General features: G+C 68.0%; 20 protein-coding genes. 12 read left to right on the top strand and 8 right to left on the bottom strand.

What is annotated here, in order from left to right; genetic code table 11:
- Positions 1–16 precede the first annotated feature (16 nt).
- Together ACFOSH_RS12650 and ACFOSH_RS12645 are read right to left on the bottom strand one after the other, a co-directional pair.
- Positions 17–916 (bottom strand): hypothetical protein, encoded by a 900-nt coding sequence (locus tag ACFOSH_RS12650; RefSeq protein WP_378238993.1) that lies wholly within the window; start codon positions 914–916, stop codon positions 17–19.
- Positions 917–1040: 124 nt separating this feature from the next.
- Positions 1041–1844, bottom strand: a complete 804-nt coding sequence (locus ACFOSH_RS12645; protein WP_378238992.1) for a hypothetical protein — start codon at positions 1842–1844, stop codon at positions 1041–1043.
- Between the two features lie 120 nt (positions 1845–1964).
- Here ACFOSH_RS12645 and ACFOSH_RS12640 point away from each other — a divergent pair, with 120 nt between their 5' ends.
- The 3 genes from ACFOSH_RS12640 (at position 1965) to ACFOSH_RS12630 (ending at position 3844) form a co-directional block, all read left to right on the top strand.
- The gene (locus ACFOSH_RS12640) at positions 1965–2744 is read left to right on the top strand and encodes a deoxyribonuclease IV (protein ID WP_378238991.1); all 780 of its coding nucleotides are present in this window, start codon (positions 1965–1967) and stop codon (positions 2742–2744) included.
- Positions 2745–2953: 209 nt separating this feature from the next.
- Positions 2954–3463, top strand: coding sequence for a hypothetical protein (locus ACFOSH_RS12635; protein WP_378238990.1), 510 nt, complete (start codon positions 2954–2956; stop codon positions 3461–3463).
- Between the two features lie 45 nt (positions 3464–3508).
- Entirely contained in the window at positions 3509–3844 is a 336-nt protein-coding gene (locus ACFOSH_RS12630) for a hypothetical protein (protein ID WP_378238989.1), read from the top strand.
- Here ACFOSH_RS12630 and ACFOSH_RS12625 read toward each other — a convergent pair.
- Both ACFOSH_RS12625 and ACFOSH_RS12620 read right to left on the bottom strand, forming a co-directional pair.
- Positions 3801–5339: a glycosyltransferase family 87 protein gene (locus tag ACFOSH_RS12625; protein ID WP_378238988.1), complete on the bottom strand. Its 1539-nt coding sequence runs from the start codon at positions 5337–5339 to the stop codon at positions 3801–3803. The two genes, ACFOSH_RS12630 and ACFOSH_RS12625, sit on opposite strands and share 44 nt — an antisense overlap.
- A gap of 17 nt (positions 5340–5356) precedes the next feature.
- Positions 5357–6445, bottom strand: a complete 1089-nt coding sequence (locus ACFOSH_RS12620) for an ROK family transcriptional regulator (protein ID WP_378238987.1) — start codon at positions 6443–6445, stop codon at positions 5357–5359.
- Between the two features lie 71 nt (positions 6446–6516).
- On the opposite strand from ACFOSH_RS12620, the gene ACFOSH_RS12615 reads away from it, so the two are divergent.
- A complete protein-coding gene (locus ACFOSH_RS12615) occupies positions 6517–7551 on the top strand; it encodes a Gfo/Idh/MocA family oxidoreductase (protein WP_449224181.1) in 1035 nt (344 codons plus the stop codon).
- 72 nt (positions 7552–7623) lie between these two features.
- Here ACFOSH_RS12615 and ACFOSH_RS12610 read toward each other — a convergent pair whose 3' ends face one another.
- The 3 genes from ACFOSH_RS12610 to ACFOSH_RS12600 all read right to left on the bottom strand — a co-directional run bounded on the left by ACFOSH_RS12610 (position 7624) and on the right by ACFOSH_RS12600 (position 13772).
- Positions 7624–10170, bottom strand: coding sequence for a transglycosylase domain-containing protein (locus tag ACFOSH_RS12610; RefSeq protein ID WP_378238985.1), 2547 nt, complete (start codon positions 10168–10170; stop codon positions 7624–7626).
- Positions 10171–10444: 274 nt separating this feature from the next.
- Complete coding sequence (locus tag ACFOSH_RS12605) at positions 10445–12850, bottom strand: transglycosylase domain-containing protein (RefSeq protein WP_378239174.1); 2406 nt, start codon at positions 12848–12850, stop codon at positions 10445–10447.
- A 508-nt stretch (positions 12851–13358) separates the two neighbouring features.
- On the bottom strand, positions 13359–13772 hold the full coding sequence (locus ACFOSH_RS12600; RefSeq protein ID WP_378238984.1) for a DUF5318 domain-containing protein: 414 nt from the start codon (positions 13770–13772) through the stop codon (positions 13359–13361).
- 247 nt (positions 13773–14019) lie between these two features.
- Between ACFOSH_RS12600 and ACFOSH_RS12595 the strand changes: the two genes are divergently transcribed.
- From ACFOSH_RS12595 to ACFOSH_RS12575, 5 genes are all read left to right on the top strand, one after another.
- Positions 14020–14565, top strand: a complete 546-nt coding sequence (locus ACFOSH_RS12595) for a PadR family transcriptional regulator (RefSeq protein WP_101611504.1) — start codon at positions 14020–14022, stop codon at positions 14563–14565.
- Positions 14566–14627: 62 nt separating this feature from the next.
- Complete coding sequence (locus ACFOSH_RS12590; RefSeq protein WP_378238983.1) at positions 14628–15710, top strand: inositol-3-phosphate synthase; 1083 nt, start codon at positions 14628–14630, stop codon at positions 15708–15710.
- 214 nt (positions 15711–15924) lie between these two features.
- A complete protein-coding gene (locus tag ACFOSH_RS12585) occupies positions 15925–16245 on the top strand; it encodes a hypothetical protein (protein ID WP_378238982.1) in 321 nt (106 codons plus the stop codon).
- Positions 16245–17972 (top strand): alpha/beta hydrolase, encoded by a 1728-nt coding sequence (locus tag ACFOSH_RS12580; protein WP_378238981.1) that lies wholly within the window; start codon positions 16245–16247, stop codon positions 17970–17972. The genes ACFOSH_RS12585 and ACFOSH_RS12580 overlap by 1 nt, the downstream gene beginning before the upstream one ends.
- On the top strand, positions 17972–18478 hold the full coding sequence (locus tag ACFOSH_RS12575; protein WP_378238980.1) for a hypothetical protein: 507 nt from the start codon (positions 17972–17974) through the stop codon (positions 18476–18478). The genes ACFOSH_RS12580 and ACFOSH_RS12575 overlap by 1 nt, the downstream gene beginning before the upstream one ends.
- Here the strand turns inward: ACFOSH_RS12575 and ACFOSH_RS12570 are convergent.
- Positions 18475–19119, bottom strand: a complete 645-nt coding sequence (locus tag ACFOSH_RS12570) for an HAD family hydrolase (protein WP_378238979.1) — start codon at positions 19117–19119, stop codon at positions 18475–18477. The genes ACFOSH_RS12575 and ACFOSH_RS12570 overlap by 4 nt on opposite strands.
- Positions 19120–19196: 77 nt before the next feature.
- Here ACFOSH_RS12570 and ACFOSH_RS12565 point away from each other — a divergent pair, with 77 nt between their 5' ends.
- The 3 genes from ACFOSH_RS12565 (at position 19197) to ACFOSH_RS12555 (ending at position 23014) form a co-directional block, all read left to right on the top strand.
- Complete coding sequence (locus tag ACFOSH_RS12565) at positions 19197–19667, top strand: MarR family winged helix-turn-helix transcriptional regulator (protein ID WP_378238978.1); 471 nt, start codon at positions 19197–19199, stop codon at positions 19665–19667.
- Entirely contained in the window at positions 19657–20874 is a 1218-nt protein-coding gene (locus ACFOSH_RS12560; protein ID WP_378238976.1) for an MFS transporter, read from the top strand. Before ACFOSH_RS12565 ends, ACFOSH_RS12560 begins: the two co-directional genes overlap by 11 nt.
- A 97-nt stretch (positions 20875–20971) precedes the next feature.
- Entirely contained in the window at positions 20972–23014 is a 2043-nt protein-coding gene (locus ACFOSH_RS12555; protein WP_378238975.1) for a PhoX family protein, read from the top strand.
- Positions 23015–23043: the final 29 nt, after the last annotated feature.

Raw genomic sequence — 23043 nt, 5'->3', positions numbered from 1 at the left:
ATACTAGGCAGTAGGACTAATTTGTAGCGGCCATTCGGCGGAGGACCCAGGTGCGGACCAGGCCCGCGCTGACTCCGGAGAGTGCCAAAACGGCGATCAGCAGCGGCAGTTTCCCGTCCTGAGTGAATCCGTCGCTCACGCTTGGTAGCGCTTCGGCCTGTCCCGCGTTTTGGACGTCCGGATCGACGGCGGTTTTTTCACCCTCGGCGGCGATGCCGAACTGCGGCGCGTAACCCGGGATCTGCCCGCCGTACCGGATACCGGGCGACGGGCTGAAGAGACCGGCCGTCGCCATCGGGATGGAGCTGTAGTCGCGCATCGGGGCGTAGCCCGTGCTGATGCCCCACGGCAGGCCGCCGAAGTTCGGGGTGAACGTGCCGGGCAGCAACGGGCTGTTCGCCGCCGGGATCCCGCCGCCCGCGGGCGTACCGCCCTGCGCCGGGGTGCCGCCGGGTCCGCCCGTCTGCGGACCGCCGCTGCCGGGCGTGCCGGGGGCGGGTTTTCCGGGCTGGGGCTGGGTGCCCGGGGCGGGCTTGCCGCCGCCGGTCAGGGCTTGGGTGGTGCCGGTGACGGCGCCGTTCAGCGCCTCCGCGGCGGGTGCGCCGATGACCGGGACCGGCGCGACGACGGCGTTCACCACAGTCACCGTCACCCTGCAGACCGTGCCGAGCAGCGCGTTGATCGTGCCTGTGAGCACTCCGGAAATCGGGCCTGCCTGGCCGAGGTCGAGCGGGATGCCGAGGAGCGGCGTCTTGCCGAGGATCTTGTCGCCGGGCTTCGCGCTCACCGATCCACCGCAGGTGGCGGTCTTGGTCTCGGCGGCGGCGGCCGTGCCGGGCAGGGCGAGGGCGGCCGAGCCCGCGAGAATGAAGGCCGAAGCACCCAGGGCTGTCGCCCTCCGTGTCCGTTCGCGCATGCCTTCGACTCCTCCGTCGTCGGGGTCACCTACCTGCCCAACGACGCTAATGGAGACAAGTAACGCCCGCTCACTCGAAGAGGTCAGGCATTCGAGTGGAAGCGGGCGTCACTGACGGTGAAGATCAGGCGGCGGGCTTGCCCCGCAGCCAGGCGCGGACCAGAGCCGCGGCGACGACGGCCAGCGCCAGCACCGCGAGCAGCAGCGGCAGCTTGGCCGGGGTGATCGGCGCCTGGACGGCCTGCGCGTTGCCGGTGTCCTTCTCGTCGACGGTGGGCGGCGGGACCTCGCCGGGGATGATCTCGGTGATCACCGGCGCCTGGACGAAGTTGCCGGGAAGCAGCGCCGCGTTGCTGATGACGCCGGCGATCGAGTCGCCGCCGATGCCGGTCGAGGAACCCGGGCCGGTCTCGACCGGGAGTTCACTGCCCGGACCGCCGGGCTGGCCCGGTCCCGGCTTCGGAGGCTGGGGCTTCGGAGGCTCGGGCTGGGGCGGCTTCGGGTTCGGCGGGTCCACGATCGGCGGGACGTCCTTGGTGACGCCTTGCGTCAGGTTGCCGACCGCGTTCACCGCGCCCTGCGCGGGCGTGCAGACACCCTTCGCGGCGAGATCGCCGACCGCGTTGTCGGTCAGCCCGGTTGTCTTGACCAAGTCGCCGACCGGCAGTGAAAGCAGCGGCTTCCGGCCCTCGGCGGTCTTGGCCTTCGAGTCCAAACCGACCGTCAGCGCCTCGGGCGAGTTGAGCGGGGCGCCCGCGTCGAGAACGAGGCCGTTGGCGGACTTCCCGTTCTGCAGCGTGGCGTCACATTCGCCGGAAAGGGTCGGATTCGGGCCCTCGGCGGCCATCGCGGTCATCGGGAAAGCGAGTCCGGCCGTGACCGAAAACGCGAATCCCCAAGCCGTGATCCGCCCGGCAGTCTTCCCCATCGAGTTCGTCCTCCGCCCCTCAAGACCCAACGCGGTTTTAACGGAACGCGCTCACGCTACCCCACGAGCGTGACGACCTCGGCCGCGCCGGGGAGATTTCGTCAGGTATAGCGTGCTGGCATGAAAATCGGTGCCCATGTCCGCGACGACGACCCCCTCTCCGCGGTCGCCGAACGCGAAGCCGAGGTCCTCCAGTTCTTCCTCTCCGACCCGCAGGGCTGGAAGGCTCCCAAACCCCACCCGCACGGCGAAGCGATCAAAGAGTCGCCGATCGAGGTTTTCATCCACTCGCCGTACCTGATCAACGTGGCGTCGATGAACAACCGCATCCGCATCCCGTCGCGGAAGAACGTCACGCAACACGCGAACGGCGCGGCCGAAATCGGCGCGAAAGGGCTCGTCGTGCACGGCGGTCACGTCGGTTCTTCGGAAGACGTCGAAGAAGGTCTCGTCAACTGGCGCAAGCTTTTCGAGCGCGAGCAGGAAAAGGGCGGCTTCGCCGTGCCGATCCTGATAGAGAACACCGCGGGCGGCGACAGCGCGATGACCCGCGACCTCGAAACGATCGCCCGGCTCTGGGACAAGGTCGGCGAATTCGGCGCGGGCTTCTGTTTCGACACCTGCCACGCGTACGCGGCGGGCTGGGACCTGACCGAGGCGGTCAAGAAGGTCAAGGCCATCACCGGCCGGATCGACCTGGTGCACCTCAACAACTCGCGCGACGAGTTCGGCTCCACGCGGGACAGGCACGCCAACGTCGTCGGCGGCGACGGCACGATCGACCCCGAGGTGCTGGCCGCCGTCGCGGCCGAGGCGGGCGCGCCCGTGATCGTCGAGACCCCGGCCGACGGCCAGGCCGCGGACATCGCCTACCTCCGCGAGCGGATCGCCTCCGCTTGAGTTCGGCGGGGGTCGTGAGTGGCAAGTCGCGTTCTGACGCCATTCGCCACTCACGACCAACGCGCCCCACCACGGACCGGCCCCGCGATCAACCGCGGCCCGTGCTACCCGGGCGGGAGATCGTTCCCTCTCCAGCGGGAGGGCCGGGCACGCCGATCGCGAAAGGCTCGACCCCGACCGGGAAACACCCGGTACCGAAGGGGAAAGCCATGACCATCAAGGCCAAGATCACCGCGATCGCAGTACTCGCCGTCGCCGCGGCAACGCTGGGGGCGACGCAGGCGAACGCGGCGCCGGTGCCGGGGGCGGCCGTCATCGGGTCGGCGGGTGGACCGCTGACGTTCCCGGGCTACGACAACGACCCGGTCCGGTTCGATTTCGCCGCGTTCGGCGAGCCCGGCAAGTCCTCGGGCCGGTTCCACGTGAATCACGTGACCAAGGACGGCAAGCTCGTCGCCGACTTCGACGGCAAGGTCGACTGCGTCTCGCGCGCCGGAAGCCTCGCCATCCTGACCGGCGTGATCGAACGCGCCGACATCCCGGGCCTCCCGATCACCGTCGTCGGCCGCCGGGTCGGCTTCTCGGTCCAGGACGTGCCGCGCGGTCACGACCGGATCGGCTGGAGCTGGGCCTACGGCGGCATCGAGCACGACGTCCTTCCGTGCACCGGCCCGGTGCCGTTCTTCGAGACGAGCACGGGCGGCTACCTCGTGCGCTGAAATGCGCTTGACCCTCACGCCGCGGGAGGGTCGAACCTGATCCGCATGAAGAATCGGACCGTGTACCGGGCGGAGGACGGCGAGCACGTCGGCTACGTCGTCCCCGCGCCGGAAACCCGTTGGCAGGCACTGACCGTTTTCGGCTACCCGCTCGGCGGGCCCGCCGCCTTCGACGACTCCGTCGCGTTGCTGGAGGCCGAAGGACTGGCCGTCCTCGCCGACCGCTGGTCGGTCAAGCACGGCGAGGACTGGGTCACCTGCCGCCTCGTCGAAACCTCGCCCGAAGCGGTCGTCGTCCAGATCAACGACTTCGGCGCCGAGGACTTCGGTAAGCAGATCAGGCTGGAGCGTCCTGGGCCTGAGGTGCTGAAACGCGCTTAGAGTCGGGGGCGCCGTCGAGGAAGCCGCCCACCGGATCGTCGTCCCCGGCGAGGCGGACGGGGTCTGTGCGCGGTTGGTAGATGTCGCGGATCACCAGCGCGCACAGGCCCAGCACGGCGAGGTCTCGGACGACGACGGTGCCGAGGAACCAGTCCTCGGGCAGGCCCTTGTGGTCGACGCCGAGGTAGTACATCATCCGCGGCGCCCAGACCAGCGCGTCGATGATCATCCAGCCGAGCAGCAGCCGCCAGCGCGGGATCGCGAGCACCGCGAGCGGCACCAGCCACAGCGAGTACTGCGGGCTCCACACCTTGTTCGTCAGCAGGAAAGCGGCCACCACGAGGAAGGCCAGCTGCCCGAGCCGCGGACGGCGTGGTGCCTTCAGCGTGATGTACCCGATGCCGGCGCAGGCGGCGAGGAACAGCACCGCGACGACGAAGTTGAGCACGGCAGGTGTCTGGCCCGCGGCGAGTTTCCCGTCGAAACCGGCCCAGCCGGACAGGTGGGCGATCACGTTGTAGAGCGAGTCCGGGTCCATCGGGCGCGCCGTGTTGAGCCGGAAGAACTCCCACCAGCCGGTCGGCGCGGCGAGCGCGAACGGGACGTTGACCACCACGAACGTCGCCACGGCGAGGCCGGCGGTGAGCGCCCACTGTTTGACCTTGCCCGCGCGCAGGCACAGGAAGAACAGCGGGATGAGCAGAAGCAGCGGATACAGCTTCGCCGCGGCGCCGAGACCGAGCAGGAACCCCGCGACCTCGGGCCGACGTCGGGACCAGGCGAGCAGCGCGGTCGCGGTGAACGCGGTCGCGATGGCGTCGAAGTTGGTGAACACGTGCACCAGTGCCAGCGGCGCGATCGCCACCAGGACGGCGTCCCACGGACGGCGTTTCAGCGATCGGCCGGTCGCCCACACCGTGACGAGCCAGGCCAGCGCGAGCCAGAGCGCCGAGATGTTGAAGTAGACGGCGACCGGGAGCGCGCCGGGCAGCCAGCCCGATTCCGCGACCGAGAGCCAGGCTTCGGCGAGCTTCGCGTTGATCCACTGGAACAGCCCTGTCGCGACCGGGTACTCCATGTACCGCGTGGTCTCCTTCGCCGTTCCTTCGTCCTCGGTCCACGAAGTCACGTATGGGAAGGTGTCCGGATTGTTCAGCCGCTCGGAACTGTAGAGCGGGATGATGTCCGAATAGCACATCGCGACGAACGGGCGGCCCGCCCGCCAGTCGAGCTGATGCGTTCCGGAATCGTCGGTGTACTCCTGGATACAGGACGCCTTGCCGAACCACGAGAGCAGCAGCGCGAGACAGGCCAGCAGCAGCCCGACCCGCTGCGGTGACCAGAACCAGTGCCGTCCCACGGCCGCGTGTTCGCCGAGCGGTCCGCCGATCGGCCGGGAGGCCGCGGCCACGAGGGGTTCGTTCCAGCTCGGGATGACCCGCTCGCCGGGGGTGAGGGAGAGTGGAGCCTCGGGCTGGGTCGTCTGGTCGGACACGTGGCGGATGTTAGCGCCTATCCGGGTGACCACCCGGTGATATCGCCGCTGTCGTAGAACCCGGCGAGCACCTCGGCCGCCGCGCCGAACGCGACGACGTCGTCGCCCATCTCGTCGAGATCGACCTGGATCCGTTGCCAGTGCGGCAAAGGCAGAAGTTCCCGCAGTCGCGCGGCGACCGTGTCGCGGTACACCTCGGGCTCCGCGCGCACCGAACGCCCGGTCAGTACGACACGCTCGAGGTCGAGGACCTGGACGAGGTCGGCGAGCCCGATCCCCAGCAGGCCGGCCGCCTCCTCGGTGGTCGCGGCCGCGTTGTGCAGCACCTCGACGCAGCCGCGGCGCCCGCACGCGCAGCGCGGCCCGTCGAAGGCGAGCGTCGTATGCCCGAATTCGCCCGCGTTGGTGCGCGGCCCGCGGTACAGCCTGCCGTCGATCAGCAGGCCGACGCCGATCCCGGTGCCGACGAGCACGACGGCTGTCGCGGCTTGGTCGCCCTCCGGCCAGTGCTGGGCGAAGGCGGCGGCGTTGGTGTTCTTGTCGAGCCGGACGGGCAGCCCGGTGCGTTTCGCGAGCAGGTCGCGCAGGGGGACGTGGTGCCAGCCCGGCATGTTCGTGGCGTCCCGGACCACCCCTTGGCGGTGGTCGAGCGGGCCGACGGAGCCGACGCCGAGGCCGAGCACGCGTTCCCGCACGACGCCGTCTAGCAGTGCTTCGGTCGCTTCGCCGATGACGGAAACCGCCTGGTCGGGGGTGAATCCCGGGGTCAGCGGGCCGCCTTGCGCCGCGATGACCTTCCCGGTCAGGTCGGTCATGAGCACCCGGAAGGAGTCCCTGTCGAGCTGGGCGCCGAGCGCGTGCCGGGCACTCGCGCGCACGCGCAGCAGCGTGCGCGGCTTGCCGACGCCGGACGCGGGCTGGCGCTCCTCGTCCAGCAAGCCGGCTTCGAGCAGTTCGGGGACGATCTTCGAGACGGCCTGCTGGGTGAGCCGGGTGCGTTCGGCGAGTTCGACGCGGCTGAGGCCGCCCGCGCGCAGGATGTGCGTGAGCAACAGCGTTCGGTTGTGCTGGCGCAGCCCGCGCAGATTGACCCCGGTCTCCGGCATAGCGCGCATCCTGCCATGACTGGCTGATTACGCAACACTGTTGTTTAATGGAACGCATGGCTGACTTGCGAGTGGGGATCTTCGGATACGGCACCGGCGGGCGCGTCTTCCACGCCCCGCTGGTCGACGCGACGCCGGGGCTGACCCCGGCCGCGATCGTCACCTCGAACCCGGACCGGGTCGGGCAGGCCAGTGCCGACTATCCGGCCGCCGACGTGCTGCCGGACGCGGACGCGTTGTTCGCGAAGGCGGCCGAGCTGGACCTGGTCGTCATCAGCACGCCGAACCGCACGCACGTCCCTCTCGCGCTCCGCGCGATCGAGGCGGGGCTGCCCGTCGTCGTCGACAAGCCCTTCGCGCCGACGGCGGACGAAGCAGCGAAGGTCGTCGAGGCCGCGAAGGCCAAGGGCGTCGGCCTGACGGTGTTCCAGAACCGCCGGTTCGACTCGGACTTCCTCACCGTCCGGAAGCTCCTCGACGCGGGAAGCCTCGGCGACGTCTTCCGCTTCGAGTCCCGCTACGACCGCTGGGTGCCGAAGCCCCGGGACAACTGGCGTGAGTTCGGCGACCCCGCCGAGGCGGGCGGGCTGCTCTACGACCTCGGCGCGCACATCGTCGACCAGGCGCTTCAGCTGTTCGGCCCGGTCTCCGAGGTCTACGCGGAGGTCGACAAGCGCCGCGCCGGGGTGTCCGTCGACGATGACGTCTTCGTCGCCCTCCACCACACCAGCGGCGTGCGCTCGCACCTGTGGGCGTCCGCGCTCGCGGGGACCCGGAACCCGCGGTTCCGCGTGCTCGGCGACAAGGCGACTTTCACGAAGTACGGCCTCGACGTCCAGGAGCCCCAGATCAAAGACGGGCTGCGCCCTGGCGATCCCGGCTGGGCCGTGGAACCGCCCTCGGACGCCGGCGTCCTCGGCGTGAACGACGACGTCGAGACCGTGCCCACCGAGGCCGGCCGCTACGAGGACTTCTACGCGCAGGTGCGCGACGCGCTCCTCGGCAAGGGCGACTTCCCGGTCGATCCCGCCTCCGCCGTCGAAGCGCTCCGGGTCATCGAAGCCGCGCACCTGGCCGGTTCCGAACGGCGCGTCGTCACCCTCTAGCCCGCAGTACGTGAAGGCCCCCTTCATTGCGCTAGACGCAATGAAGGGGGCCTTCACGTACTTGGGACCTGGCTAGCCGTTGTCGCCTCTGCCCCCGCCACCCCGGCCGGGACCGTTACCGCCTTCTTCGCCGTTGTTCTCACTCGACGACGGCGGGTTCTTCGAGCTCGACGGCGGGTCCTCTTCGTTCCGCGAGGACGACGGGGCGGTCGACGGACCCGTGGACGGCGTGCCGGTCTCGCCCGGGTCGTCGTTCTCGTCCGGCGGGGTCTGCGTCGACGGGATGGTGTTGTTGTCGTCCCCGCCGATGATCTTGACCTTGTCGAAGCGCTCCCCCGACTTGCCGTTCAGGTACAGCGAAAGGAACTTCTGCCAGATCGGCCCGGCGATCGTCGAACCGAAGATCGCCTTGCCGTTCTTGCCCTTCAACGCCTTGTCGCCATCGCCGCCGACCCACACCGCCGCCGAGATCGACGGCGTGTAGCCGACCATCCAGGTCTGGGAGTTGGAGTCCTTAGCCGAATTGGGCTCGCCCGACCGGTAGGTGTGCTGCTGGGTTCCCGTCTTGCCCGCGCACTCGTGGCCGTTGGGGCACTTGAGTTTCGAGAACGGGATGACACCCTTGAGCGCCTCGGTGACGTTGCCCGCGATCTGCTTGCTCTTGTCGGAGTCGTCGGCGAACGCCGACTTCGCCTCCTCAGGAGCGGAGTACGCGGCTTCGTCCTGCGAGTTGGTCACCTTGACGATGAAGTGCTTGTCCCGTCGCTGGCCCTCGCCCGCGAAAGTCGCGTACGCGGCGGCCATGTCCTCCGGGGTGACGGCCGTCTTGCCACCGCCGAGCGCGATGTTGTTGTCGCCGAACAGTTCGGAGGTGCCGTCGGGGGCGGGTTTGACCCCGGCGTCCTTGGCGGCCTGCGCCACCGGTCCTGGCTTGGTGACGTTCACGACCATGTCGTAGAACACCGTGTTCGCCGACCGCTGCATCGCTTCGGACACCGTGCACTGCGCCGAACACGAGCTGCCGGGACCGGCGTTCCGGATCGTCTGCTTGCCGAACTGCCGGTTGTTGGACCCGTCGAACGTCGAGTTGATGCCGCCCTTGCCCAGCTGCATGTACGCGGTGAGGTCGAACGGCTTCATCGAGGAGCCGGGGTTCTGCGGCGTGTTCGCCCAGTCGCGGCCCTTCTGGTCTTGGCCGTTGGGCCCCTTCACGAGAGTCGGGCCGCCGTAATACGCCTTCACGCCGCCGGTCTTGGGGTCGACCGCGACGAGCGCGTTGAGCAGGTTCTCGTCGGTCTGGCCCTTCATCCCGTCGGCGATCGCCTGCTCGGCCGCGGCCTGCGCCTTCGGGTCGATGGTCGTGTAGACCTTGTAGCCACGCGTGTAATAGACGTCGTCGGTGATGCCGTTCGCGGCCAGTTCTTCCTTGACCTTGTCGCGGATGAACGGGTTCACCACCCCGGCCTGCTGCTTGTCGGTCTGCGGCACCGGCGTCGGGAACTGCAGGTTCGCGCGGTCCGCGGCGGAGAGGAACTTGTTCTCCACCATGCGGTTCAGCGCGACCGTCCAGCGTTCGTTCGCGACCTTCGGGTTCTCCGAACGGCCCGGCTGCTGGATGAGCCCCGCGAGGAGCGCGGCCTCGGACGCGTTCAGCTCGCCGGCCGGCTTGGCGAAGAACGCCTGCGCGGCCGATTCGATCCCGTACGCGCCGCGTCCGAAGTAGATGATGTTCAGGTACGCCGAGATGATGTCCTTCTTCTCGTACGTCTGGTTCATCTTGAACGACTTGGCGAGCTCGGTCCATTTACGGGTGAGCGACGATTCGTCGTCCCCGCTCGCGACCTTGATGTACTGCTGGGAGATGGTCGAACCACCGCCCTTGCCCGCGGTCACCTGGTTGTAGACCGCGCGCAGGATGCCGCCGATGTCGAACCCGGAGTTCGTCTCGAAGGAGGCGTCCTCGGTGGCGATCACGGCCTTCTTGACGATGTCCGGGATCTGCTCCGGCGTCAGGATCTGCCGGTTGCCGCCCTTGGGGACGTCCTTGCCCATCTCGGTGTTGTCGGCGTAGTAGTAGGTCACCGCCTGGCCCTGCGTCGCCGCGATCGCCTGTGGCGACGGGACGTCGACGCTGAAGTAGGTGATCACGAACGCGATCGCCGGGATCACCACGAAGAGGCAGAACAGGGCCAGCAGCACCCGACGGATCCGCCGCCAGCGGCGCTTCTTGCGCTGCGCCGGGGTGAGGATCGGCTTTCCGTTTTCGTCGGTCTCCGGGGCGTACTGCTCGTCTTCGTACGGCTCTTCGTAGCGATCGTCGTAGCCGCGGTCAGTGGTGCCGTTGTGCTCGTGATGCGTGATGAGGTCCGGCTCGTGCTGCGGCGCGACCGGCGGTCGCTGCGGACGTCGCGGTGGGGGCGGTGGCGGCTGCCCCTGCTGGGGCGCCCCCTGCCGTTGCCACGGTGCCTGCCCTGGACCCTGCGGGCCGGGACCCTGCCGCTGCCCGTATCCCGGAGGCGGTCCTCCGGCGGGGCGGCGGGGCGGTCCGGCCGGGCGTTGCGGACGACGGGCGGGGTCAGGGTCCTGACCTGGCCATCCGCCGTGGGGATCGTCGTTCACTGGGACGTCCTCCGAACCTTCCGTCGGTGAGCGCGGTCCTGCGGTCGCAGGTCTCCTCTGGATAAGACGTATCGGATCGGTTCAGGTTCACCGACGCGACGAAATAAGGACTTTAGGGCGGTGGACGGCGAGCACCCGCCCCAGGCCAACGCCCCCGGGGTCAGGACCGGCATGACGAACAGTGACAACGGGCTCGCTCCTTGTCGTGCGCGCGAAAAAAGGGTGTGCCCGGCCATCGCCCGGCACACCCTCTCTCAGCCGTTCCGCTCGGTCATCACGGATCTTCGCCGTTCGGGAACAACGGATCCGAGGTCCCCGGACCCGGTCTGGTCGGCTTCGTGGGCTTGGTCGGTTTCGTCGGCCAGCCGCCGGTTTCGGTCGGCTCCGTCGGCTCGGTGGGAATCGTCGGCGTCGGGGTGGTCGACGGCGTCTCGGGCGTGCTCGTCGTCGCCGGCGGCGGCTTCGGGACCGTCGTCGTCGGCACCGACCTGGCGTCCTTGCCGATCGCCTTGACGCTTTCGAACTTCTCCGACGGCTTGCCGGTCATGTACCGGGACATGAAGTCTTCCCAGATCGGCCCGGCGATCGTCCGCCCGTAGATCGGCTTGCCGCTCTTGTCGTGCAGCGGCTTGTTGCCGTCGCCGCCGACCCACACCGCGGTCGAGATGCTCGGCGTGTAGCCCACCATCCAGGTCTGCGCGTTGCGTTCGTGGTAGCTCGCCGGGTCTTCGTCCTTGAAGTCGTACTGCTGCGTCCCGGTCTTGCCCGCGCACTCGCTGCCCTTCGGGCACTTCAGCTTCGAGTACGGGACGACCTCTTCGAGCGCGTCCGTGATGTTGCCGGCGATCTGCTTGCTCTTGTCGGCGTCGTCACTGAAGGCGGGAGAGCCCTTGGGGACCGTCTCGTCGAACTCGACCTCGTCCTGGGAGTTGGTCAGCTTGGCGACGAAGTGCTGCTTCTGCCGGATGCCTTCGCCGGCGAAGGTGGCGAACCCGGCCGCCATGTCCTCCGCCGTGGTCACCGTGCGGCCACCGCCGAGCGCGATGTTGAGGTCGGGGTAGAGAACGGACTTGCCGCCCTCGTTCTCCGTCCGCACACCGGCCTCCTTCGCGGCCTTCGCCACCGGGTCGACCTTGGTCTTGTTGATCACCATGTCGTAGAACACGGTGTTCGCGGAGACCTTCATCGCTTCGGCGACCGTGCACTGGGTGCCGCAGTTGGAACTCTCACCCGCGTTCCGGATCGTGCGCTGGCTTCCGGTGCCGGAGTCGAACTTCCGGTTGTTGGACCCGTCGAAGGTCTCGCCGAGGCCCTTGCCCATCTTGAGGAACGCGGCGAGGTCGAAGGCCTTGAACGCCGAACCGGGGTTGTGCGGGACGTTCGCCCAGTCGTGCGCCTGGACGTCCTGGCCCTTGTCGTTCTTCGTCCAGTCCGGGCCGCCCCAGTAGGCGACCACGCCGCCGGTCTTGGGGTCGACCGCGACCAGCGCGTTCAGGATGCTCTCGTCCGTCTGGCCCTTCATCCCCTCGGCGACGGACTCCTCGGCCATCTTCTGCGCCTTGGGGTCGATCGTCGTGGTGATCTTGAAGCCGCCTTGGTGCAGCCGGTCCTGGTCGTAGCCGCGGGCTTCGAGTTCGTCGATCACCCGGTTGCGGATGTGCAGGCTCAACGTGCCGGCGTCGTCGGCCTTCGCCTGCGCCTTCGGGATCGGCTTCGGGAACTGCGCGGTGGCGCGCGCACCCGGGTCGAGCCATTTGTTCGCCACCATCTGGTCCATCACGAAGGTCCAGCGCTTCAGCGCGTAGGCCTCGTTCTCGGACTTGCTCGGCCCCTGGATCAGGCCGCCGAGCAGCGCCGCCTCGGAAGCGCTGAGCTCCTTGGCCGGCTTCTTGAAGTAGGCCTGAGCGGCCGCTTCGATGCCGTTCGCGCCGCGGCCGAAGTAGATGGTGTTGAGGTAGGCGGTGATGATCTCCTCTTTGGACATCTGGTTGTTCATCTTGAAGGACTTGGCCAGCTCGGTCCATTTACGGGTGAGCGTCGGCGCCTCGTTGGCCGTGGCCTTCTTGATGTACTGCTGGGAGATCGTCGAACCGCCGCCCTGGCCGCCGGTCACGTTGTTGTAGACCGCGCGCAGGATGCCGCCGACGTCGAAGCCGGAGTTGGTCTCGAACGACGAGTCTTCGGCCGCGTACACGGCTTTCTTGACCGCGTCGGGGACCTCGCCGGGCTTCAGCAGGTACCGGCTGCCTCCGCTGGCGGGCGCGATCTTGCCCATCGGGCTGCCGTCGGCGTACATCAGCGTGATCGGCTGGCTCTGCTGGCTCGCGACGCTCTCCTGCGACGGGACGTCCACCAGGAAGTAGGTGATGACGAACGCGATCGCGGGGACGACGACGAACAGGCCGAACATCGCGTAGAGGACGCGGCGGATGATCCGCCAGCGACGCTTCTTGCGCTGCTTCGGCGTGAGGACCTTCTTTTTGCCGTCCTCTTCGTCCCCGGCGGGCACTTCGCCGTGTGGGTCTTCGCCCTCGGCGCCGAGCGCTGCGCTTTCGTGACGATCGTCATAGCGGTCGTCGTATGGGTCGTAGCCGTACGGATCTTCGGTGCCGTTGTGCGCGTGGTGCGTGATGAGGTCCGGCTCGCGCTCGTACGGGTCCGGCTCGACCGGCCGCACCATCGCGGTCGCCTGGTCGTCCGGGACGGGGGCGGCGGGGCGGCGGTTGCCTGGCGGAGGCGGCGGGCGGTGACCGACGGCACCCTGCTGGGACCGCTGGGGCGGGCGGTTGCCGGGCGGTGGGGGTCCCTGCCTGCGCGGGGGCATGCCGTTGGGGCGGCGCGGGGGCGCGGGACGGCGCGGTTCGTCGTCGGACGGCCACTCCGGACCGCCGCCTTCGCCGCCCGGCCACTGCGGGGCAGCTGAACGCGGATCGGCGGAACGCGGGCGCTCGGCCCGTGGCTGTGCCGCGCGGGGGGTGCCGCTGGGAGGTGTCCGGCGCTGGGGGCGGCGCGGGGGTTCCTCGCCCGGCCAGCCGGGTTCGGCCTCTTCTCCCGGCCATTGGGCACGGCGAGGTGCATCAGGCTCCTGGCCTGGCCAGGAGCGATTGCGGTCGTCGTTCACGAATGGGCCTCCCAGACCGGCGCTTCGGGGGACGCCGCTCTGTGCTCAACTGCGTTTTCGATACCTGTCACTGACCCGCTGTCCTCTGCGACCGGGTCCGTGGCCGTGTGTTTCCCGGATCTCCTGTACCGAGGACGTAGGACCGCACCAGGTGGTTCCAGTGACAACTCCGGCAGACCTCGACCTCGTAGACGGTGAACTCCGCGAAGTGCCCGTCCATCCGTACCAGTTCGTCCGGTGTCTTGGCGGATCCGGCGACGTGCTTGAGCTCGTCGCCGTACACCCAGGACACCAGGGTCAGTTCCTCCCGGTGACAGACCGGGCAGTCCTGCTCACCTGGTCGTCCGTGGAATTTCGCGGCCCGCAGGAGGTACGGACCCGCGTCGCAGACGTCGTTCGTGCCGACCCGTCCGGAGTGGACGCCCTTGAGCAGCGCGCGCCGCTGTAAGGCGTAGTCCACGACCTGCCGCTGGTTTCGCACGCCAACAGAGTACGGGCTCTTGCTGTGTGGTCCACGCCCCGTTCTCGGCGGGACGGAGCGTGCGCGATCGGACACGCCGACGTTTCGATAACTCTCCGGTGAATTTAAGCCGGTTCCGGGGCGCTCGATCGGGGTTAGCTACACCACTTCGATGTATCGGCGCGATATAGTGGGCCGGTAGGTTGACCGAGCCGGTCTCGGTGGCCAACGCGACCGGTCGCGGTTTGTTCCCGGAAGGGGGTGCGGTGTGCTCGAGCTCGCGATCTTGGGGCTGCTGCACGAGACCCCCATGCACGGTTACGTGCTGCGCAAACGTTTGCATGAGACGCTCGGGATGTTCCGGACGTTCTCGTACGGCTCGCTGTACCCGACGTTGCGTCGGCTGCTCCGCTCCGGTTACCTCGTCGAGGAGCTCGAAGAGGTGGAAGACCGGGCATGGGCACGCCGGGGCAAGCGGGTGTACAAGCTCACCGCCGAGGGCAAGGAACGGTTCGCCGAGCTGCTCGGCGACGCCGGCCCGCAGACATGGGACGACGAGGGCTTCGGCGTCCACCTGGCGTTCTTCTCGAGGACACCGGCCGACGTCAGGATGCGAATCCTGGAAGGCCGCCGTCGACGGGTCGAAGAACGCCGAGAAGGACTTCGGACGGCAATGGCGCGGGCCGAGGAGAAGATCGACCGCTACACCCGTGAGCTGCACCGGCTCGGGCTGGAGTCCAGTGAGCGGGAGGTGCGCTGGCTCAACGAGCTGATCGCGCACGAACAGGCCGAGCAGCGCGGACCGGAGACCTGAGGCGCTCCCCGGGCCCGCTGAGCACTATCTACAACTGTTGGACGAATGAAGGAGAAACCGGCATGGGCGAGAACCGCCGCGTTCGGGTGGCCATCGTGGGAGTCGGCAACTGTGCGGCCTCGCTGGTCCAGGGCGTTCAGTACTACCGCGACGCAGATCCCAACACCCGCGTGCCCGGTTTGATGCACGTCGTGTTCGGCGAGTACCACGTCCGCGACATCGAGTTCGTGGCCGCGTTCGACGTGGACGCCAAGAAGGTCAGCCGCGACCTGTCCGAGGCGATCTTCGCCAGCGAGAACAACACCGTCAAGATCGCCGACGTGCCGCCGCTGGGCGTCACCGTGCAGCGCGGGCACACCTTCGACGGGCTCGGCCGCTTCTACCGCGAGACCATCGAGGAGTCCGACGAGACCCCGGTCGACGTCGTCGCGGCGCTGCGCGAGGCCGAGGTCGACGTGCTCGTCTCCTACCTTCCGGTGGGTTCCGAAGAGGCCGACAAGTTCTACGCGCAGGCGTGCATCGACGCCGGTGTGGCGTTCGTCAACGCGCTGCCGGTGTTCATCGCCTCCGACCCCGAATGGGCGGAGAAGTTCCGCGCGGCCGGTGTGCCGATCGTCGGCGACGACATCAAGTCCCAGGTCGGCGCCACCATCACGCACCGCGTGCTGGCGAAGCTGTTCGAAGACCGCGGCGTCCAGCTGGACCGGACGATGCAGCTCAACGTGGGCGGGAACATGGACTTCCTGAACATGAAGGAGCTCGAGCGGCTCGAGTCGAAGAAGATCTCGAAGACCCAGTCGGTCACCTCGCAGGTCGACCGTGAGCTCGGCAAGGGCAACGTCCACATCGGGCCGTCCGACTACGTGCAGTGGCTCGACGACCGCAAGTGGGCCTACGTCCGGCTCGAAGGCCGCGCGTTCGGTGACGTGCCGCTGAACCTGGAGTACAAGCTCGAGGTGTGGGACTCGCCGAACTCGGCGGGCATCATCATCGATGCCGTGCGCGCCGCGAAGATCGCGAAGGACCGCGGCATCGGCGGCCCGATCCTGTCGGCTTCCTCGTACTTCATGAAGTCGCCGCCGGAGCAGTACGACGACGCGACCGCGCGCGACGAGGTGGAGAAGTTCATCGCCGGCGAGGCGTGATCTTTTTCTGACGTGAGCTGAAGGCTCCCTTCACCGCATGTGACGCGGTGAAGGGAGCCTTCGCTGTATGCGCTTATAGGTAGGACTACTCGGTCAGGTGTGAGTACAACGCCGCTACCTGCTGCTTTCCCCCGGTTTTGGCTGCCTGGGCTGTTGAGCCGGACCGTTCTGCTCCGTAGTGTGATCGATTGACTACCGGAGCAGGGGAGGGCTCATGGCCGGTTATGACGTGGTGATCGAGAAGATCAGAGGGACGGGAAAGGCCGCGACGCGAGTCGCGGACGGGCTGCGCGGGGCGAAATGCTCGGCGACGGTGCCGTCGGGTGACGCCGGTATGCCGGGAGCGCGGTGCGTCGGCAAGCTCGCCGAGGTCAAGCATGTACTGCAAGACCGCGAGCAGGGGTACGAGCGGCGTCTCGACACGCACGCGTCGAGCATGGCGAAGGCCGCCGACCTCTACAACGGGCGCGAGGATGCCGCCAAGGCGGACCTGTCTGTGCCGGTGCGGTCGACGGGCGGGCGGAAGCCGGTCTGATGGTCACCTGGGCCGAGGTCACTCGATGGGATTCCGCACCCCTGCAAAACGCGGTCGGTGAGGTCAACGCCGCGTACAACAAGGTCGTCGCCTGCTCGGACGATCTGCGCGGCATCAACACGGCTGATGGCTGGCACGGCGAAGCCGCCGGTGCTGCGGCGAACGAGGTCGATCAGGTCATCGACGGCCTGGAAGAGTACGCCGCCGAGGTCGCCGCGTTGCGCCGTGGCGCAGGGGACGTCGGAGACGCGATCAGCGGTGTCATGAACGGCGTCAAGGAAGTCGAAGGGCTCGCCCGCGCGCACCACTTCGTCATCGGTGGTGACGGGGCGATCGTCGACAACGGGCCACCCGTGGGCACGCCGGAAAACCAGAAGGAAGCCGTCGCTCGAGAACGGGCGACGATCGCGGCGGAACTGCGCGACCGTGTCTCCGAAGTCCTCAAGAGCGCGGCCGACATCGACGACGACTTCTGCCTCGTGCTCGACCGGATCGTGGCCGGACAGACCATCGACGCGACCGGCAACGACAACGACAACACGTCGCTGGCCGCGGCCGGCAACTCCGGTGCCGTCATGGGCTCACTCAGCATCCCCGCGCCACCGCCCGAGGGCGCGACCGCGGCTCAGAACGCCGCCTATTGGGCGACGTTGAGCGAAGCGCAGCGGACCCGGCTGGCCACGGACCGGCCGGAACTCGTCGGACCACGGGACGGTTTCTCGGCCAAGCAGCGTGATATCGCCAACCGCACTCTGTTGGATCGGCAGCAGTCCAGGTTGCGGCATGAGCGCGACGAGCTTCAGCGGAAGATCAACGAATTTCCCCGAACCGGGGCCGGTGATATCAAGCTCAACGACCAGCTGGAGTTCGACGCGCTCAAGGCGGATCTCGACAAACTCGACGGTAGACTTCGCGGACTCGACGATATCGACAATCGGCTCTCGATGAGCGATCCCGACAGCCCGAACTACGATCCCACCAAGCAACGGCCCTACGTGCTGCGCATCGATGACGCGGGCGCAGGTCGTGCGATCGTCGCGATGGGTGATCCTGATACCGCGCAACACGTCGCGACCTATGTGCCCGGTACCGGATCGGAGCTTTCCAAAGTCAATGTCGACCTAGGACGAGCGGACAGCATGGTCAACGCCGCTCAGCAGGCCGGGGCGAAAACACCGTCGGTGATCACCTGGATCGGCTACGACTCGCCGCCGGGCCTCTTGGACGCTGCGAACGAGAGCTTCGCCGACAAGGGGAAGCATGCGCTTGACAGTTTCCAGGACGGACTGAGGGAAAGCCATCACGGAACTCCCTCGCACAATACCGTCCTCGGCCATAGCTACGGCACGACTCTCGTCGGACACGCTGCCAGAGACGAGCACCTCGCCGTCGACAACATCGTGCTCGTCGCCAGTCCGGGCGCCGGTGTCGATCACGCGAACCAGCTCAACATCCCTCCCGATCACGTGTACTCCACGACGGCCGCGAACGACGCGATCAACATCACCAACTTCCCTCGTATCGAGGGGCAGGGCGATCCTCTTGACCCCCTCGGCCCCGACCCCACAGACCCGGAATTCGGCGGCAAGACGTTCAGCTCGGATCCAGGCCCGCGCGGCCCGATTCTCGGCAACAGCGAGGCGGCTCACAGCGAATACTGGACGCGAGACAACCCCGCTCTGCGCGACATGGGCCGAATAATCGCAGGAAAGCAGCCAAGTTACTGATGAAGAACAGAAGAGCAACCGTCTTGAGTGTGGCGTCGACGATGCTGCTTCTCTGTGTCGCGAGCTGTGGCAGTCCTCAGGAGGGCGAATTGAGGAACACGATAACGATTCAAGAGGCGAACCAGCGACTCGAGAGCTATATCCAGCAGGCGAAGTCGGCCCTTCCGGCGTCGGCTGTGCTGGTACTGCGTGGGCAGAGCAAGGAAGCGCCTTGTGATGATCCAAGCGACAAGGGGGCGAAGGGGCGGCTCGTGGCCGATCGCGGCTACCAGGTGACCGGCCTGGTCGCGACAGGCATCTCGGAGTACTTCAGCGCTCTGCGTTCGTGGGCACAGAACAACAACTACCAAGTCTTGCAAGAGAAGCAAAACCCGCAGTACCTGTGGCTGGAAAAGCGAGACGACGGATTTCGTCTGGCGTTGGATTCCAACGAGTCCGGCGAGCTGTACCTGAACGGATCAACGCCCTGTGTATGGCGCAACGGCACGCCGGAACCGACGAGCTAGGCGTCGGGCTGTGACGTCAACGCGGCCGGCAGGTCCGTGATCGTCCCGACCACCGTCGTCCGCGCCAGCACCGCCGGATCCGGCGGGAAGTGCGGATTCGGCACCGCGTACACCGCCATCCCCGCGGCCAGCGCCGCGAGCAGCCCGTTCGTCGTGTCTTCCACGGCCGCGCAGTTCTTCGGCTCCGCGCCCAGCAGCTCGGCCGCCTTCAGGTACACGTCTGGCGCCGGTTTTCCCGCCCCGACCTGCTCCGAAGACACCGCCGTCGGCACCGGCAGCCGCGTGATGTCCAGGAAAGCCTTGATCAGCAGCGGCGGCGACGAACTCGCGATCGCCACCGGCCAGTGCTTCGCGACCTCACGCACGACGTCCGGCCCGCCCGGGATGATCGGCGGCTTCTCCGCGTACCGTCGTGCCATCCGTTCGATCACCACCTGCGCGACGTCCGCCGGACGGAGCCGCACGCCCAGGTCGTGCGCCAGGTAGGCGGCCCATTCCGGGGTGCTCATCCCCTGCATCGCCCTGGTCGATTCGTCGCGCCACGTGCCGTGGAACTCGTGGACGACCGCTCGCCGGACCTCGTCCCACGTCGTTTCCGAATCCACCAGGACACCGTCGAGATCGAAGATCACCGCTTCCACGCCCCCAACCCTAGGCCGTGGCAACCTGTGCGGCATATTACTTAGCCATGCTCAGTACTTTTAGTTAGCATGGCTAAGTGACCACGAAAGTCGCCGACCTCGCCCACCGGCTCCGCCCGCTGGTGTTCCGGCTGTACTACCTCGTCCGCCGGGAGACCCCGCAGGTGCAGCTCACCCTCACCCAGGGTTCGGTGCTGTCGGAGCTGCTGAACGGCGGCCCGCGGCGGATGAGCACGCTCGCCGACCTCGAACGGGTCCGGATGCCGACGATGACCGACGTCGTCCGCCGTCTCGAGCGGCTCGGCCTGCTCAGCCGCCGTCCGGATCCCGCCGACGGCCGGGCCGTGCTCGTCGAGGTCACCGAGGTCGGGCAGCGCTTCCATCGCCAGTTGATCGTCGCCAGGGAGGAGTTCCTCCGCGAGCGGCTCCTCGACCTGGACGAGAACGACCGCGCCGCGATCGAAGCCGCGCTTCCCGCCCTCACGAAGTTGCTGCGGCAAGAAATCCAGGAAGCCAAGAAGGAGGAACTGATCCGCGATGAGCGCTGAGCCCCACTCGAGCCTGTTGGACGCCCTCAAAGGACAGCCCAAACAGGTATGGATCACCGCGTTCGCCGCGGTCATCGCGTTCATGGGCATCGGGCTGGTCGACCCGATCCTGTTGTCGATCGCCGAAGGCCTGCAGGCGACGCCGTCCGAAGTGACGCTGCTGTTCTCCAGCTACCTCGGCGTCCAAGCGGTCGCCATGCTGGTGACCGGCGCGATGAGCGCCCGGTTCGGGGCCAAGCGGACCGTGGTCGTCGGGCTGACGCTGGTCGTCGTCGCCACCGCGCTGTGCGCCGCGTCCGGGTCGATCGAGCAGCTCATCGGGCTGCGCGCGATCTGGGGCCTCGGCAACGCCTTCTTCATCGCGACCGCGCTTTCGGTCATCGTCGGCGCCGCGACCGGCGGCCAGGCGGGCGCGATCCTGCTGTACGAAGCCGCGCTCGGCGTCGGCCTCGCGGTCGGCCCGCTGCTGGGCGCCCTGCTCGGCAGCATCTCCTGGCGCGGCCCGTTCCTCGGCACTTCGCTGCTGATGCTGTGCGGTCTCGTGCTGTGCTCGATCTTCCTGACCGGTGACGCGAAGGGCGAGCGGCCGAAGATCCGCCTGCTCGACCCGTTCCGCGCGCTGAAGCACGGCGGGCTGCTGCGTACCTCGATCGGTTCCGCGCTCTACACCGCCGCGTTCTTCGTGGTGCTCGCCTGGTCGCCGTTCGTGCTGGAGTGGAGCGCCGTCGCCGTCGGCCTGATCTTCTGCGGCTGGGGCCTTTCGGTCGCCGTCGCGGGGGTGGTGCTGGCGCCGAAGCTCGCCGCGAAACTCGGTGAGCGGCACGCGACCGTGGTCGCCGTCTTCGGCTACGCGGTGCTGCTGCTGATCATGGCGATCCCGAGCAAGCCGGTGCTGGTCGTCGGCATCATCCTGTCGGGGCTGGTCTCCGGCCTGCTCAACACGCTCTTCACCGGGACGGCCATGTCGATCAGTGGTGCCCCGCGTCCGGTCGCGAGCGCCGGGTACAACTTCTGCCGCTGGCTCGGCGGCGCGGTCGCCGCGACCGTCGTCGGTCACCTGGCAGAGTGGTTCGGCGCCAAGCAGGCGCCGTTCGTGATCGCCGCGATCCTGTGCGTGCTCGCCGGGGCCCTGCTGACGATCCGAGAGAAGGCCGCCGACCCGCACACGATCCCGGCCGAAGCGGTCCTCGTGGGCGAAGAGATGTAAATCGAACAATTAGTGAACTTCGGACCAACGGGGGGTTTCCTCCCGTTGGTCCGTTGTCTTAGCGTCGACCTCCCGAACTGCCTGACCGGAGGTCCGCGTGAAGTTCCTTCCGTTGCTGGCCGGCCACTCACCAAGCCGAGCTTCAGTGACCTGTACCTACCGCTGTGGCGACGCGTGCTTCCACGACGCGCCGAACACCTCGGACAATCCCACTTTCGCGGAAGTGCTCGGCGAGGTGAGCCGCCGTGGCGCTCTGAAGGCCACAGCTGTCGTCGCGCTGGCCGCCGGCACACCGCTCGCACTCGCCGCACCCGCCTCCGCCACCCCCGCGGGACGCCCGAAACCACCGCCGGGCACCGACTACCAGCGCGTCCAGCCGAACACGCTCGACGCAGTCGTGGTGCCCGAGGGCTACGAGCAGGGCATCGTGATCCGCTGGGGTGACGCGGTGCTGCCCGGCGCGCCGGAGTTCGACTTCGACGCCCAGACCGCCGAGGCGCAGGCGAAGCAGTTCGGCTACAACTGCGACTTCGCCGCGCTGCTGCCGCTCGACCGCTGGGGACTCTCTTCGCTCCTGGTCACGAACCACGAGTACACCTCGGAAGAGTTCATGTTCCGCGGCTACGACCGGAACAACCCGACCGAGGAGCAGGTCAAGATCGCGTGGGCCGCGCACGGTCTCACCGTCGTCCAGGTGTCGCGCGGACGCGACACCGGGCACCTGCGGCCGAAGATGTCCCGCTACAACCGGCGGATCACGCTGCACACCCCGTTCAAGGTGACGGGCCCGGCGGCGGGAAGCGAGCTGCTCAAGACCGCCGTCGATCCCACCGGCACGGTGGTGCTCGGCACGATGAACAACTGTGCCGGCGGGGTCACGCCGTGGGGCACGATCCTGTCCGGTGAGGAGAACATCAACCAGTACTTCGGGAACGCGGAAACGGTGACCGATCCCGTGGCGCGCAAGCGGTACGCGCGCTACGGCATCAAGGGCACCGCGACCACCCGGAAATGGGAGCGGTTCGACGCGCGCTGGGACATCGCCAGGGAACCGAACGAGGCCCACCGGTTCGGCTGGGTGATCGAACTCGACCCGAACGATCCGGACAGCACCCCGGTCAAGCACACGCATCTCGGCCGGTTCAAGCACGAGACGGCGAACATCCGCGTCGCCGAGGACGGCCGTGTGGTCGCCTACTCCGGCGACGACGAACGCTTCGAGTACATCTACAAGTTCATTTCCAAGGGCCGCATGAAGCCGGGCGACAGCGCGCATGCCCGGCGGCACAACATGACCCTGCTCGACGACGGCACGCTCTACGTCGGCCGGTTCACCGGCGACAGCCCGGCCGCCGAGATCGACGGCACCGGGAAACTGCCCAGTGACGGCGAATTCGACGGCAGTGGCGAGTGGATCCCGCTCGCCTCCGGCAAGAAGTCCTTTGTGGACGGAATGACCGCCGAAGAGGTGTACGTCTTCACCCGCGAGGCGGCCGACAAGGTGGGCGCGACCAAGATGGACCGCCCGGAGGACATCCAGGCGCATCCGCGCACCGGCCGGATCTACTGCGCGCTCAGCAACAACGTCGAACGCGGCAACCCCGGCAAGGAAGGCGCCACCGAGCCCAACCCGCGACTGAACAACAAGCACGGCCAGGTGCTGGAGTTCGAGGAGCGCCGAGGGGACGCGCTCGCGCTGGCGTTCAGCTGGCGGCTGTTCCTGGTGTGCGGCGATCCGTCGTCGCCGGACACCTACTTCGCCGGCTTCCCCAAGGATCAGGTCTCGCCGATCTCCAGCCCGGACAACGTCGCCTTCGACAAACACGGCAACCTGTGGATCTCCACCGACTCGGCGGGCGCGCTGGGCATCAACGACGGCCTCTACTCGGTGCCGCTGGAGGGCCGCAACCGCGGCGAGCTGAAGCTGTTCCTCACCGTGCCCCGCGGCGCGGAGACCTGCGGTCCGATCGTCGAGGAGAAGATCGTCACGGTCTGTGTCCAGCATCCGGGTGAAGTCGACGGGGCGAATGCCGACAAACCGGCCTCCCATTGGCCGGACGGCGGCGAAAAGCAGCCCCGTCCCTCGGTCGTGGCGGTGTGGAAACCCGGCAGGCACGGCCTGTCGGACATCGGTTCTTAGTCGACAAGCAACGATCTAGCAGTACTTTT

The sequence above is a fragment of the Amycolatopsis speibonae genome, from assembly GCF_042647925.1.
GTDB lineage: Bacteria > Actinomycetota > Actinomycetes > Mycobacteriales > Pseudonocardiaceae > Amycolatopsis > Amycolatopsis speibonae.
This window is presented reverse-complemented; position numbering and strand designations above follow the sequence as displayed.